The sequence below is a fragment of the Streptomyces sp. NPDC007907 genome (assembly GCF_042959365.1).
Taxonomy (GTDB): Bacteria; Actinomycetota; Actinomycetes; order Streptomycetales; family Streptomycetaceae; genus Streptomyces; species Streptomyces indiaensis.
Window position 1 is genome coordinate 767,763 of sequence record NZ_JBIBKR010000003.1, and the last position, 14,184, is coordinate 781,946.

Annotated in this window: 13 protein-coding genes; 9 read left to right on the top strand and 4 right to left on the bottom strand. The window is 74.4% G+C overall.

Translation table 11 applies throughout. The features are described from left to right. Positions 1–53 precede the first annotated feature (53 nt). Together ACFZDI_RS14965 and ACFZDI_RS14970 are read left to right on the top strand one after the other, a co-directional pair. Entirely contained in the window at positions 54–704 is a 651-nt protein-coding gene (locus ACFZDI_RS14965) for a DUF305 domain-containing protein (protein WP_391250699.1), read from the top strand. A gap of 70 nt (positions 705–774) precedes the next feature. Then, positions 775–1,146, top strand: a complete 372-nt coding sequence (locus ACFZDI_RS14970; RefSeq protein ID WP_391250702.1) for a VOC family protein — start codon at positions 775–777, stop codon at positions 1,144–1,146. 37 nt (positions 1,147–1,183) lie between these two features. On the opposite strand, the gene ACFZDI_RS14975 is transcribed toward ACFZDI_RS14970, so the two are convergent. Next, positions 1,184–1,636: a DUF6214 family protein gene (locus tag ACFZDI_RS14975; protein ID WP_391250704.1), complete on the bottom strand. Its 453-nt coding sequence runs from the start codon at positions 1,634–1,636 to the stop codon at positions 1,184–1,186. Positions 1,637–1,845: 209 nt separating this feature from the next. On the opposite strand from ACFZDI_RS14975, the gene ACFZDI_RS14980 reads away from it, so the two are divergent. Then, positions 1,846–3,189 (top strand): FAD-dependent oxidoreductase, encoded by a 1,344-nt coding sequence (locus ACFZDI_RS14980; protein ID WP_391250706.1) that lies wholly within the window; start codon positions 1,846–1,848, stop codon positions 3,187–3,189. 200 nt (positions 3,190–3,389) lie between these two features. Here ACFZDI_RS14980 and ACFZDI_RS14985 read toward each other — a convergent pair whose 3' ends face one another. Next, the gene (locus ACFZDI_RS14985; RefSeq protein ID WP_391250708.1) at positions 3,390–4,148 is read right to left on the bottom strand and encodes a PaaX family transcriptional regulator C-terminal domain-containing protein; all 759 of its coding nucleotides are present in this window, start codon (positions 4,146–4,148) and stop codon (positions 3,390–3,392) included. 75 nt (positions 4,149–4,223) lie between these two features. On the opposite strand from ACFZDI_RS14985, the gene ACFZDI_RS14990 reads away from it, so the two are divergent. Next, positions 4,224–5,903 carry an acyl-CoA dehydrogenase family protein gene (locus ACFZDI_RS14990; RefSeq protein ID WP_391250710.1) on the top strand — a complete coding sequence of 560 codons (1,680 nt, stop codon included), beginning with the start codon at positions 4,224–4,226 and terminating at the stop codon, positions 5,901–5,903. Positions 5,904–6,143: 240 nt separating this feature from the next. Then, complete coding sequence (locus tag ACFZDI_RS14995; RefSeq protein WP_391250712.1) at positions 6,144–8,156, top strand: HEAT repeat domain-containing protein; 2,013 nt, start codon at positions 6,144–6,146, stop codon at positions 8,154–8,156. 3 nt (positions 8,157–8,159) lie between these two features. Here the strand turns inward: ACFZDI_RS14995 and ACFZDI_RS15000 are convergent, their stop codons facing one another. Next, a complete protein-coding gene (locus ACFZDI_RS15000; RefSeq protein ID WP_391250714.1) occupies positions 8,160–8,741 on the bottom strand; it encodes a hypothetical protein in 582 nt (193 codons plus the stop codon). 210 nt (positions 8,742–8,951) lie between these two features. Between ACFZDI_RS15000 and ACFZDI_RS15005 the strand changes: the two genes are divergently transcribed. From ACFZDI_RS15005 to ACFZDI_RS15020, 4 genes are all read left to right on the top strand, one after another. Further along, positions 8,952–10,109: a sialidase family protein gene (locus ACFZDI_RS15005; RefSeq protein ID WP_234845934.1), complete on the top strand. Its 1,158-nt coding sequence runs from the start codon at positions 8,952–8,954 to the stop codon at positions 10,107–10,109. 112 nt (positions 10,110–10,221) lie between these two features. Next, positions 10,222–10,899 (top strand): uracil-DNA glycosylase, encoded by a 678-nt coding sequence (locus ACFZDI_RS15010; RefSeq protein ID WP_391250716.1) that lies wholly within the window; start codon positions 10,222–10,224, stop codon positions 10,897–10,899. Then, the gene (locus ACFZDI_RS15015; RefSeq protein ID WP_391250718.1) at positions 10,896–11,882 is read left to right on the top strand and encodes a BadF/BadG/BcrA/BcrD ATPase family protein; all 987 of its coding nucleotides are present in this window, start codon (positions 10,896–10,898) and stop codon (positions 11,880–11,882) included. Before ACFZDI_RS15010 ends, ACFZDI_RS15015 begins: the two co-directional genes overlap by 4 nt. 110 nt (positions 11,883–11,992) lie before the next feature. Then, a complete protein-coding gene (locus ACFZDI_RS15020) occupies positions 11,993–12,916 on the top strand; it encodes a sirohydrochlorin chelatase (protein ID WP_234845937.1) in 924 nt (307 codons plus the stop codon). 114 nt (positions 12,917–13,030) lie between these two features. Here ACFZDI_RS15020 and ACFZDI_RS15025 read toward each other — a convergent pair whose 3' ends face one another. Continuing rightward, complete coding sequence (locus tag ACFZDI_RS15025; protein WP_391250720.1) at positions 13,031–14,068, bottom strand: beta-propeller fold lactonase family protein; 1,038 nt, start codon at positions 14,066–14,068, stop codon at positions 13,031–13,033. Positions 14,069–14,184: the final 116 nt, after the last annotated feature.

The window sequence follows — 14,184 nt, forward strand, 5'->3', positions numbered from 1 at the left end:
ACGTCGTCCGCAACACGTGGTGCTTCTCAACCCGCCTGTCACTGGAGGTCGTTGTGCTGTTCCGCCGTGCGTCCCGGGTCTCCGCCCTCATGACGGGGCTGGTCGCGCTGGCCGTGCTCGGGGCCGGGGGCTGTGACTCCGGTCCGGACCGGAAGGCGGCTGCGGACGGGCCCGCCGTGATCGCTCCGGGCGAGCCCGGCGAGGCGAACCGCACCCTGTCCGCCGAGGAGGCCACCGACCGCCGCTCGGAGAACGACTCCCCGAACTCGGCCGACGTCTCCTACGTCCGCATGATGATCGAGCACCACACCCAGGCCCTGGTGATGACCGAACTCGTCCCGAAGCGGGCGGAGTCGAAGGACGTGCAGCGGATCGCCGAGCGCATCGCCGCCGGACAGAAGCCGGAGATCGAGGCGATGAAGGGCTGGCTGAAGTCGTACGGCAAGCCGCTGAAGGCCGAGCGGCACGAGCACACCACGATGCCCGGCATGGCGACGGAGTCCCAGCTGAAGAAGCTCCGCACGGCCGACGGCCAGTCGTTCGACCACCTCTTCCTGACCCTGATGACGACCCATCACCAGGGCGCGATCACCATGGCCACGGACGTGAAGGGGCAGGGCAACAACATCCGCGTGGAGGAAATGGCCGACGAGGTGATCGCCCAGCAGACGAGCGAGATCACCCGGATGCGAAAGATGCTCTGAGCCTGGTCGTCAAGTGGAGCCGGACGGGGGTCATGTGGCCCGCCCGCAAGCCGGTGGCACAGTGAGGCGGGTGATCGGACGCCTGTACACCGTTGTCATCGACTGCCCCGACCCGGGGCGGCTGGCCGACTTCTACGAGAAGTTGTTGTCGCTCTCACGGCAGGAAGACACCGGTGACTTCGTCGTGCTGCAGAACGCCGAGGGCACCCCGGTCGTCGCCTTTCAGCGAGTGGACGACTTCCGCGCACCTCGCTGGACGGAGCCCGCGCACCCCCAGCAGATGCACATCGACGTCATGGTCGCGGACCTCGACGTGGCCGAGGAGCAGGTGCTCGCCCTCGGTGCGACCCTGCTCGACGGTTCGGACAAGCCGGTCGGTTACCGGGTGTACGAGGACCCCGTCGGCCACCCCTTCTGCCTGATCACTCCCGAAGGAGCCTGACCTCGGCGCTGCACGGCGAACAGGCGGTGGTGTCGGTTCAGCGTCTGGCGCGGCGGGGTGTCAGCAGGCCCGCGTCGCGGGCCTGGCCGATCAGTCTGAGGGTGGTGCGCCGGCTGTGCCCGGTCGCGCCCATCACCGCGAGGACCGGGTCGGCGCCGTCCCGCTGGGCCGCCCGGTACTCCCGTGCGACCAGCCGCCGCCCCTCCGCCCCGCGCGGCCAGGCCGGCCTGGCACGGCGTCCCGGTCCCTCACCGTCCTCGGGCCCGGCGCCGCACGCCCCGGCCACCGCTTCCTCGATCCAGTCGGCGAGCATGCCCAGGTCGTCGAGGGAGAGCGCGGGCTGAGCGCGCACCTCCTCGACGCGGACGCATCCGCCGCCGACGACCACCAGCGCGTCGACCCGGGCGCCGTCCGGAAAGACCAGCCGGAACTCGAACCACCGCGTGGTGCCCTCGCTCTCCCGCACTTCCCACGCGGGGCGCACGGACACCGCACCGTCCGCCGGAGAGCGATCAGAAAGATTCAGAAAGGATGCGTCCAGCACCCACTGAACGTAACCGCATGATCACATTCCCTATAGATCGGACACGCGTCGCGGGCGGAGCACAGCACCCTGTCAGCGGAGCCCGCCCGGTGCGATGCTGGAGGCGTCAGTGCTCTCCCGTGATCCTCCGGATCCCCCGGGTTAGGAGTTCCGCCGTGCTGCGAGTCGCCGTCGTAGGGTCCGGGCCGAGCGGGTGCTACACCGCCCAGAGCCTCGTGCAGCTCGACCCGGACGTGCGCGTCGACGTCCTGGACCGCCTGCCCTGCCCGTACGGACTCGTCCGCTACGGCGTGGCACCCGACCACGAGAAGATCAAGTCGCTGCAGAACAACCTGCGCGCGATCCTGGAACACGACCGGGTCCGCTTCCTCGGCGGCGTGCAGATCGGCCCCGGCGGTGTCGCGGTGACGCGGTTGCGGGAGCTCTACCACGCGGTGGTGTACTGCCTGGGCGCCGCCACCGACCGGCACCTCGGCATCCCCGGCGAGGACCTGCCGGGCAGCTGGTCGGCGACGCGGTTCGTGTCCTGGTACAGCGCCCACCCGGACGCCGTGGACGCGGGGTTCCTGCGGGACGCCCGGTCGGCTGTCGTCATCGGCGTGGGCAACGTCGCCGTGGACGTCACCCGGATGCTGGCCCGCGGCCTGGCCGAGCTCACCCCGACCGACATGCCGCACGCGGCCCTGACCACCCTGGCGGACAGCAAGGTGACCGAGATCCACATGGTGGGCCGGCGCGGCCCGTCGCAGGCCCGCTTCACCACCAAGGAGCTGCGCGAACTGGGCACCCTGCCGGAGACCGACGTCGTCGTGGACCCGGCGGAGCTGGCCCTGGACCCGGGGTACACCGACCCGTCCGCACTGCCCGCGCCACAGCGCCGCAACGTGGAAGTGCTGCGCGGCTGGGCCGAGACACCCTCGACGGGCGCCCCGCGCCGCATCCACCTGCGCTTCTTCCTCCGCCCGGCGGAACTGCTCCCCGACCGGGGCCACGTGGCCGCCGCGCGATTCGAACGCACGGCCCCGGACGGCCGGGGCGGTGTGACCGGCACGGGCCGCCATGAGGTCATCGAGGGACAGCTGGTCCTGCGCTCGGTGGGCTACCGCGGGGTCCCCCTGGAGGGCCTGCCGTTCGACCCGGCCACCGGCACCGTCCCGAACCGGTCCGGCCGCGTCCTGCGCGAGGGCGTCGTCGCCCCCGGTGAATATGTGGCGGGCTGGATCAAGCGCGGCCCCACCGGTGTCATCGGCACGAACCGCCCGTGCGCGAAGGAGACTGCGACGTGCCTCCTCGCGGATGCGCCGGTCCTCACCCGGCGGGCCGTGGCCGACGACCCCCTCCCGGCTCTGCGCGCGGCGGGAACCGACCCGGTCGCGTGGCGGGGCTGGCAGTCGATCGAGCGGGCGGAGGCGGAACTGGGCGCCTCGCTGGGCCGCGGAGTGGTCAAACTCCCGGACTGGGATTCCCTGTTGACGGCCGCGCGCACCGAGGCCCCCTAGCGGGGCGCGGCGAAGCCGACGCGGTCCTACCTGGCCGCGAGCTGCCGCGCAACCCCTCGTCGGCGCGGCACGCGGCGCGCGAACTCGTCGGCGAGGTGCGGGTGCCGGACCAGCATGTCAGGTCCGCACGGACAGTCCCCCCACGGTGAAGGTGCGGCCGTGCGGAGTGTCCCGGCGGGTGCTGCGCACGGCCGCCCGCGTCACGTGCCGTGCACACGCGCGCGTACTGCTCCGATCAGCTCCCGCTGGTAGTCGGTGTAACCGGCGCGCAGTGCGGTGCCGGGCCAGTCGGCAGGCAGGAGCTCGGGGGGCAGCACGGGGTCGGCGCGCAGGTGCCGTACGACGGCGGCGAAGGCGGCCAGGCGGTCGGCCGGGCGGGGCGAGCCGGCGATGTGCGCGAGCAGGGTCCGGGCGGTGGCGGACCAGGCGTCCAGGGGCCAGAGGTGTGCGGCCAGTTCGCCCGGGGGCCGGTCGGGGCGGGCCGTGTAGCGCTGGACGACCGGGTCCAGGTCACCGGGGAGAGCCCGGGTGAGGTTGGCGGGCCGGAGCCAGACGCCCTCGCGGAGTTCGGCGAGCCGGAGAGCGGTCAGCCGCGTACGCAGGTCGGCCCGTTCGGCGGGGCCGCGTCTGGTCGCGGTGATCACGACCATCTCCCAGTCGCCGTCCCACGCGCGCGTGCGCGGACGCACGGCGTCGTCCTGGCGGCGCTGACGTTCCAGCAGCCGGTCGCTGAGGCGGTAGCCCCCGTCCGTGCGCCGCAGGTCCCCCGCGGCCACCATCCGGCTGAGCGCCGCCCGCAGCGTGGAGCCACCCACGCCGAAGCCCTCGACGAGCCGCAGCAGTTCCCTGACCGGCAGTTCGGGCGGGTGCGTCCCGAGGAGCAGGCTCAGTACGACCGACCGTGCGGACAGCGGGCGCAGGTCGAGCGTGCCCGACCACGCCGGGACGTTCATCGGCATGGTCACGTACTGTACGCGGCGGATTTCCGTGTTGCATGATTGCTGCGCCCGCAGACAGAGTGCAACACTCGGCACATGGTCTCGACAGTGGACGAACAGCGGGGGTACGACGGACCCGCCACGCACGACGTCACCAATCAGGCCCCGCCCCTCGCGCCGTACGACGCCTCCGACGACACGGCCCTGCTGGAGGGGCTGCGGCGGGAGGGCGCCGGGTGGGCCGAGGAGGACCTGCGGCGGCTCGGCAGGCAGGCCGGCAGCGCCCAGGTGCAGGAGTGGGCCGACCTGGCCAACCGGCACGAACCGGAGCTGCGCACGCACGACCGGTACGGCAACCGCGTCGACGAGGTCGAGTTCCACCCCAGCTGGCACCACCTGATGCGCACGGCGATCGGGGAGGGACTGGCCGCGTCGCCCTGGGTGGACGACCGGCCCGGCGCCCATGTCGTCAGGACGGCCGGGGGGTTGGTGTGGGGCCACACCGAGGCCGGGCACGGCTGCCCCACCTCGATGACCTACGCGGCCGTCCCCGCGCTGCGCAGGCAGCCGGAGCTGGCGAAGCTGTACGAACCGCTGCTGACGAGCCGGGAGTACGACCCCGTCCTGCGGGAGCCCACCGAGAAGCGCGGGCTGCTGGCGGGCATGGGGATGACCGAGAAGCAGGGCGGCTCCGATGTCCGGACCAACACCACGGCGGCCACGCCCACGGCCGAGCCGGGGGTGTACACCCTGCGCGGGCACAAGTGGTTCACCTCGGCGCCGATGTGCGACGTGTTCCTCGTCCTGGCGCAGGCCCCGGGCGGACTGTCGTGCTTCCTGGTGCCGCGCGTACTGCCCGACGGGACGCGCAACACCTTCCGTATCCAGCGGCTGAAGGACAAGCTGGGCAACCGGTCCAACGCCTCCTGCGAGCCCGAGTTCGACGGGACGGTGGCCTGGCTGGTCGGCGCCGAGGGGCAGGGCGTGAAGACCATCATCGAGATGGTCAACTGCACACGGCTGGACTGCGTGATGATGTCGGCCGCGCTGATGCGCAAGTCCCTCGTCGAGGCCGGGCACCACGCACGCCACCGCAGCGCGTTCGGCGCACGGCTCGTCGACCAGCCGCTGATGCGCAACGTCCTCGCCGATCTGGCGCTGGAGTCCGAGGCCGCCACGACGCTCACCCTGCGGCTGGCGGGGGCGGCCGACCGGGCGATCCGCGGGGAGGGCGTGGACGGGTCCGAGGCCGCGTTCCGCCGGATCGCCACCGCCGTCGGCAAGTACTGGGTGACCAAGCGCGGCCCCGCCTTCACCGCGGAGGCGCTGGAGTGCCTCGGCGGCAACGGCTACGTCGAGGACTCGGGCATGCCCCGGCACTACCGCGAGGCCCCGCTGCTGTCGATCTGGGAGGGCTCCGGAAACGTCAACGCCCTCGACGTGCTGCGGGCGCTGAGCCGCGAACCGGGCGCCGCTGAGGCCCTGTTCGGCGAGCTCGCCCTCGCCCGGGGCGCGGACGCCCGCCTGGACTCGGCCGTGACGCGGCTCAAGGCGGGCCTGTCGGAGGCGTCGCCGGTTACGGCACGCCGTCTCGTGGAGCAGATGGCGCTGACCCTCCAGGCCTCCCTCCTCGTCCGGCACGCCCCGACGGCCGTCGCCGACGCGTTCTGCGCGACGCGACTCGGGGGCGACTGGGGGCACGCGTTCGGAACGCTGCCGCGGACGGCGGACCTGGACACGATCGTGCAGCGGGCGCTGCCCGGAGGCGGGGACTGAGACGCGGGGGCCCGGGCCGGCCGAGCGGGCCTCCCGCCCCGGACGGGCCGGGCGCCCTTCGGACGCACCGACGGGGCCGGGGCCGGCCCGTCCGCGTGAACCGCTCCACGCGGGCGGACCGACTCGAACTCAAGCCATCGTGCGTACAGTTCGCGCACAGTCATCGCCCGGCTCCGCTTCGTTGTCAGTGCCGTGGTGCAGACTCCCCGTCAGTTGGCATTTCGCCTGGGGGAGGACAACGTGTTCAGGGGGATCGACGAGGTCGACTGGGCCTCGCTGCGCCACGCGCAGGGCAGCGCGGAGGACGTGCCCGGATTACTGCGGAAACTGGCTTCCGCCGACCCCGCCGAGCGACAGACCGCGCTCGACGGGATGTACGGCGCCGTGCACCACCGGGGCGACGTCTACGACTCGACGCTCGCCTGCGTTCCGTTTCTCCTGGCGCTCGCCGGTGACGAGGGGGTGCGGGACCGGGCGGAGGTGGTGGAGCTCCTCGTCAGCATCGGCGACATCGCCGGCTCCCGCGGTGACCTCGGAGCAGCGGTGCGGGACGCCCTGTGCGCGCGTGCCGACGTCTTCGTCCGTCTCAGCGGGGACCCGGACGCCGCGGTGCGCCGGGCGGCTCCGGGCGCGCTCGTGCGGTTCGTGGAGCGGCCGGCGCGGGTGCTCGCCCTGCTGCGGGAGCGGATCACCGTGGAGCGGGACGACCGTGTCCTGCTCGCCCTCGCGGAGAGCCTCGGCGTGTTCGCCGAGCGCTGTCGCCCGGACGAGGAGGCCCACGCGGCCGCGGTGCGGCTGCTCGTCGAGCTGAGCGGTCCCCCTCACGCCCCCGGGCTCCGAATCGCCGCGCTGGGCCAGCTCGCGGGGTGCGCCCCGGACGCGCTCCCCGCCGATCTCGTGCCGACCGTCGTCGGGCTGCTCAGGGACAGGTCGGGGCAGCGGGCCCGGGCGCGGCGCCCGTACGACGGTCCCGGTCCGGACACGCTCGCCGGCCGGCTGCGGCGGTTGCGCCCCTCGGACGAGGAGGGCTCCCGGCTGCTGCGGACCCTGCACCGCGCCCTCGACGGCCGGGTGGCCGACCGGGTCGCCCTGCTCTGCGGGCAGTTGACCAGCCCGGACCCCCTCGACCGGTGCAACGGCGTGTGGATGTCGGCCGGACTGTTCCGTGCCTGGCGCACCGGTCACACGGAGCCCGTGCCCCTCATCGGCAACCAACTCGGGTCGGAGGAGGGCCGGTTGCACGACGCGGCGGTGGCGGTCCTGCTGGAGCTCTGCGAGCTGGCCGCACCCGCCGCCGACCAGCTCCACGCGCTGGTCACCTTCCGTCCCGAGCTCCGGATACGGCACGGGGAGCGGGGTGCCCCGGCCCTGGGCGGCCCTCTCAAGGCACTGGCCGGGGCCGGGGACGCGCGGGCCACGCCGGTGCTGGCCGAGGTGCTGGCGGGCCCGGTCGTGCCGCACGACCTGGGGCTGGCCGTGCCCGACCTGGGCCGCTCGGCCCTGCCGCTCGCTCCCGCGCTGCGGCGTCGGCTCGCCCGCCTGCCGCTCGACGCGCCCGACACCCCCGCACAGGCCGTTCCCCTGCTGTCGGCCCTGGCCGCGCTGGACGACATAGCGGCCCTGCCCGCTGTGGTGCGTCTGCTGCGCGGCATGCCGGACGGGCTGCCGCGGCGTGCAGCGGTGACGGACGCGGCGGTCCGTGCCCTCGGCGCGTTCGGCGGCGCCGCGCACGAGGCCGTGCCGGTTCTGCGCGCCCTGCTGGAGACGGACTGCGCGGTCGCGGCGGCGGACGCGCTGTGGTCGGTCACCGGCGACGCGAACGCGGTCCTGCCGGTGCTGACGCGGGAGTTGACGGACTCGGGCAGCGGTCGGCGGCACCGTGCGGCGGCCGTCCTGGGGCGGCTGGGTCCGGCGGCTCGCCCTGCCCTGCCCGGGCTGCGCGCGCTGGCGGACCGCGGGGACGAGCCGGCGCGGGTCACGGCCGCCTGTGCGGTGTGGCGGGCCACGGGGGAACCGGAGCGGTTCCTCCCGTCCCTCCGCTCGGCGTGGGCGGAGCACCCGTGCACGCGAGCGACCATCGCGGAGTGCGTGTCGGCCCTGGGACCGGCGGGAGCGCCCCTGCACGACGTGCTCCGAGCGGAACTCGCCTCTGCGCGGCGGCATCGCCCGGGAGCCGGCGGCTCCGGCATACGCGAGGACCTGGCACTGCTGCGGGTGTGCCGGGAGGCGGTCGCCGGGCCGGGGCACCGGTAGGAATCACCCCGCCGTACGGCCCCACATCGGGCCGAAGCGGGACCACTCCACGGCCCACTGGTCGATGCGGCGCCGCTCCAGGCGGCTGCGGAGGGCCCGCCCGGCCACCAGGGGTACGGCTGCCGCGCACAGGCCCGCCACGGCACCGGTCAGTGAGGCTCGTACGCGGGCCTGGGACTCGGTGACGGGCCGGGTGACCTGGCGGCCCTCGGGATCCGTCCACACGGTGACCGGGGCGCCGGCGGCGCTGCCCGCCGGTACCCGCAGCCGGCCGGAGTGCTCGGAGCCGTCCGCGGCGGTCCACCGTGCCGTCGCCCACACCTGCTCGGCGCGGGCACGGTCGTTCTCGGGGGCCGTCCCGGGGGCACGCTCGGCGAGCCGTGCCACGAGGGGGCGCCACTCGACGCGTTCCCGGGCCAGCCCGTCCTCGACGGACCGGGTCACGGTCGTGCCGGCGAGCAGCCCGAGGAACACGGTGAACGTCCACACGCCCAGCACGACCCAGGTCTCCACCCGGTCGGCGCGGCGCTTGAGCGGATTGCGCCGCCAGCGCCACAGCCACACCCTCGGACCACGTAACGCCATCGAAGGTCTCCTCATCACGAGCCGACGATCATTCCGCCGCTCTCCCCATACGGACGACGGCGCCCGGATGCTCACCACCCCTGCCCGATGTGACGGTCACCGCGGCCGCCGGTCCCTGCGAGCACCCTGCCGGGGCCGCCCGCGACACCCGGGTGCGCCGCGCCGACACCCCGCTGACCTGGGCCGCAGCCGTTCCGGAGGTGACTGTCAGTGGTCGGGTGCAGACTGGCCGGTGTTCGGGACGAGGGCGTCAAGGACGACGCCGCGGAGGTGATCGGCATGACCGAGGTACTGCTCGCCGTGGGGACACGCAAAGGCCTGTTCATCGGGCGGCGGCGAGGTGGTGGAACCTGGGAATTCGACGAGAGCCCCTACTTCAACGCGCAGGCCGTGTACTCGGTCGCCATCGACACCCGGGCCGGGGCCCCGCGGCTGCTGGTCGGCGGCGACAGCGCGCACTGGGGCCCGTCCGTGTTCCACTCCGACGACCTCGGCCGGACCTGGACCGAACCGGCCCGCCCGGCGGTCAAGTTCCCCAAGGACACGGGGGCGTCCCTGGAGCGGGTGTGGCAGCTGCACCCGGCCGCCGCCGAGCCGGACGTGGTGTACGCGGGCACCGAACCGGCCGCCCTGTACCGCTCGGAGGACCGCGGGGAGACGTTCGAGCTGGTCCGGCCCCTGTGGGAGCACCCCACGCGGTCGAAGTGGGTGCCGGGCGGTGGCGGCGAGGGCCTGCACACCGTGCTCACCGACGCGCGCGACCCGCGGGCGGTCACGGTCGCCGTCTCGACCGCCGGCGTGTTCCGCACGCTGGACGGCGGAGCGAGCTGGGCGCCCTCCAACTCGGGTGTCTCCGCGGTGTTCCTGCCCGACCCGAACCCGGAGTTCGGCCAGTGCGTGCACAAGGTCACGCGGGACGCGGCCACCCCGGACCGGCTGTACTTGCAGAACCACTGGGGGGTGTACCGCAGCGACGACGCGGGCGCGCACTGGACCGACATCGGCGAGGGCCTGCCGTCCACGTTCGGCTTCGCCGCGGCGGCGCATCCGCACCGGGGCGACACGGCATACGTGTTCCCCATCAACGCCGACGCCGACCGGGTCCCGGCCGACCGCCGGTGCCGGGTCTACCGGACGGCGGACGCGGGCAAGAGCTGGGAGCCGCTCTCGGCGGGGCTCCCCCAGGAGGACCACTACGGCACGGTGCTGCGGGACGCGATGTGCACGGACGACGCCGACCCGGCGGGCATCTACTTCGGCAACCGCAACGGCGAGGTGTTCGCGTCGGCCGACGACGGTGACAGCTGGCACCAGCTCGCCTCGCATCTGCCGGACGTGCTGTGCGTCCGGGCCGCGCTCGTCGGCTGAGGCGAGGGCGAGGCACGAGTGGGGCCGGAGGGGGTGAGGCGGGGGCGAGGCCGCCCACAGGCATTGGCCACCGGTTGATCGCCGCTGTCCGTACGGCAGTAGGGTGACGCCCGTGGCACCACGACCCTTGCATGAAATCGTCGAAGCGGGCTGGGCGAAGGCCCTGGAACCGGTGGCCGAACGCGTCGCCGCGATGGGGGACTTCCTCCGCGCGGAGATCGCCGCGGGACGCACCTACCTCCCGGCCGGGCCGAACGTTCTACGGGCCTTCCAGCAGCCCTTCGACGACGTGCGCGTCCTGATCGTCGGTCAGGACCCCTATCCCACCCCGGGGCACGCGGTGGGGCTGTCCTTCTCGGTGGCGCCCGAGGTGCGGCCGCTGCCCGGCAGCCTCATCAACATCTACCGCGAGCTGCAAGCCGACCTGGGTCTGCCGCAGCCGTCCAACGGCGACCTCACCCCGTGGACGCGGCAGGGTGTGCTGCTGCTCAACAGGGCGCTGACCACCGCCCCGCGCAAGCCCGCCGCACACCGGGGCAAGGGCTGGGAGGAGGTCACGGAGCAGGCCATCCGCGCCCTGGCGGGGCGCGGCAAGCCGCTGGTGTCCATCCTGTGGGGCCGTGACGCCCGCAATCTGCGCCCGCTCCTGGGCGACCTGCCCTCCGTCGAATCCGCCCACCCCTCCCCCATGTCGGCCGACCGGGGCTTCTTTGGCTCCCGTCCGTTCAGCCGGGCCAACGACCTGCTGATCCGCCAGGGCGGTCAACCGGTGGACTGGCGCCTGCCGTGACCGGCGCGACGGAGCACTCCGGGTTTCTCGCCGTGGACTCCGGCGGCTCCGGGCTGCGGGCCGTGGTCGGGACCGCCGGGCGCGGTCCGCTGGCCCGGCGGATGTCCGGTGAGCCGGTGCGCACGGGCGAGCGGGGCATCGACCCCGAGCACTTCATGGCGCGACTCGTGCCGCTGGTGCGTGCGTTGACCGCCGAGACGGGAGCGCTGTCGCTGACCACCGTCGTCATCGGCGCGGCCGGGCTGGCCTCTCTGGGCGCGGGGCTGCGCGCCGAACTGCCGGGGGCCCTGGCCCGGGAGTGGGGCGTGCGCAGGGTCGCCCTGGCCGCCGATGCCGTGACCGCGTACGTGGGGGCGCTCGGACCGCTTCCGGGTGCCGTGGTCGCGGGCGGTACCGGGCTGATCGCGGTGGGCACCGACCTGACCGGCTGGCGGCGTGCGGACGGCTGGGGCCATCTGCTCGGCGACTGCGGGAGCGGCGCCTGGATCGGCCGGGCCGGTCTCGAGGCCGCGCTGCGCGCCCACGACGGGCGCGAGGACGGCTCGGCCCGGCTGCTGGCGTGCGCGGAAGAGGAGTTCGGGCCCGTCGCGGGGCTGCCCGGCGCGCTGTATCCCCGCCCCGACCGGCCCGCCGTCCTGGCCTCCTTCGCACCCCGGGTGGCCGCCTGCGCGGACGGGGATCCCGTCGCCGCGGGCATCCTGCGTGCCGCCGCCCGGCACATGGCCGATTCCGCGGCGGCCGTGTGCCCCTCCGGCGGTGAGCCGCGTGTCGCCGTCACCGGCGGGCTGTTCAAGCTGGGCGACCCGCTGCTCGGGCCCCTGGACGAGGAGTTGGCGCGGCGGCTCCCGCAGGCGCGGCGGGTACCGGCCGAGGGCGATCCGCTGCACGGCTCGGTGCGGATCGCGACCGACCTGAGTGCCGGTTCCCTCACCCTGCCGGTGGACGACAGGATGCTGTCCGTGACCACCCGTTCGGGTGATTGATCCGATCGCGTCCCTTGCGTACGTAACTCATCAGACAAAACAGGACGGATACCGCTCACCTGCACCCTCCCCGAACAGGGGAACCCCGGAAGCCAGTAACATGCGGCGCCATGAGTTCCCCCACTGGGCCCGCGGATGGCCTGCCTGTACGAATGCCGCGCCCCCGCCAGCCCGGACGGCACCGCCGTCCCGAGCCGCTGGTCGCTCCCGAGGGCGCGCCCGCGCTCGTCCTCGCCGTGCCGGGGACGCCCAGCAGCACCACGCGCAGCCTCGCCGAGGAGGTTGTGAGCATCGCCCGTTCCGAGCTGCCCGGCCTCGACGCCCGCATCGGATACCTCGACGGGGACAACGCGGAGTTCCCCTCGCTGCAGGCCGTGCTCGTGCACGCCGCCGAGGAGCGCACGGCCCGTTACGAGCAGGCCCGCGCCGCCGGCATGGACGTGAAGACGCCCGACGGGCCCGTCGCCGTCGTCGTGCCGCTGCTCGCCGGCCCGGACGGCTCGCTGCTGCGCCAGGTGCGCCAGGCCCTCATGGAGAGCCGCGTCGCCGCCGAGCTGACCGACGTCCTCGGCCCGCACCCGCTGCTCGCCGAGGCGCTGCACGTGCGGCTGTCCGAGGCGGGTCTGGCCCGCGCGGACCGTGCCCGGCTGTTCACCGTGGCGACCGCCGCGGACGGCATCATCCTCGCTTCGGTGGGCGGTGACGAGGCCGTGCAGGCGGCGGGCATCACCGGCATGCTGCTCGCCGCGCGTCTCGCCGTCCCGGTGATGGCGGCGGCCCTGGACCAGGAGGGCTCCATCGCCTCCGTCGCCGAGCAACTGCGCTCCTCGGGTTCGCAGCAGCTGGCGCTCGCGCCGTACCTGATCGGACCGGAGATCGAGCCCGGCCTGGTCGAGGAGGCCGCGAAGGAGGCCGGCTGCTCCGCCGCCGAGTCGCTCGGCCCGTACCCGGCGATCGGCAAGCTCGCCCTGGCCAAGTACACGACGGCGCTGGGCATCGCGCCGCAGCAGGCGCAGAGCACGCCCGCGCGCTGACGCGAGGCACTGTCGCAGGACGCCGTGAAGGGCCCGCTCCGATCGGAGCGGGCCTTCGTTCGTCCGGGGCCTCGGGACGCGCTGCCGGGCCGGGCCGGGTCGTGCGGGTGGTCGTCAGCGGAGGGTCACGTATGAGGCGGCGGTCACCCTGATCGAGCCGCCCCGTCGCGGGACACCCGTGAGCGGATCGACCGCGAACCAGGTCACGTCACCGGAGCGCTCGTTGGCGACGTACAGGAAGCCGTCCAGGAAGCCGTCGCCCGCGGTGAGGGCGCGCGGCCAGTGGCCACCGCAGTGCACGGTGGTGACCAGCCGCAGCTCCTCGTCCTCGACGGCGAGCACGGACAGGACGTCCTCGCCGCGGGTGGCGGTCCACACGAAGCGGCCGTCGGGAGAAGCGGCGATGCCCGACGGGTAGGCGTCGCCCGCCGGTGCGCCGGGCAGGACCGGGGTCTCGGACAGCGGGGTCAGGGCGCCTTCCGCCGCGTCCCAGCGGCAGACGGTGACGGAGGGGCTCAGCTCGTTGACGACGTACGCGTACGAGCCGTGAGGGTGGAAGGCCAGGTGGCGCGGCCCCGAGCCGGGGCGCAGGGCGGTCTCCCGGTGCAGGGCGAGGACCCCGTCCGTCAGGGTGCACACGCGCACCGAGTCCGTGCCGAGGTCCACGCTGACGGCCCAGCGGCCGCTCGGGTCGGGCTGCACCTGGTGGGCGTGCGGTCCCTGCTGGCGGGGCGTGTGCGGGCCGGTGCCGCTGTGCCGGAGCACGCGGGCTGCGGAGCGCGCGAGGGTGCCGTCGGGGCGGAGGGGGATCGCGGTGACGCTGCCGGAGCCGTAGTTGGCGGTCAGGATGTGCCCCGCGAAGAGGCTGAGGTGGGTCGGGCTGCCGCCGTCGACCGGTACGGGCCGCCCGGCCGGCTCGGGCTTGTCGCCGTCCACCCGGTACGCGGCCACCGCGCCCTCGGCGGTCTCACTGACCGCGTACAGCGTCTCCCCGTCGGGCGAGAGCGTCAGGCAGGAGGGGTCCGGGACGGCGTTCACGCTGCTCAGCGGGGTCAGCGCGCCGGTGCGGGGGTCGACCTCGGCCGTCACGATCCCGGGGCCGCCGGCCGCCGTGAACGACCCGATGAACGCCCGCCGCCTGCCGTCCGTCACCGTTGTCCCCTTTCGGCTGCGCAGCCCGGGAGGACCGCGCAGCCGATCATGCGCGGTCTAGACCAAGCGGTCAAGGGTGCATCGCCCGGTCGGACCCGGGGCCGCGCGGCGAGCAC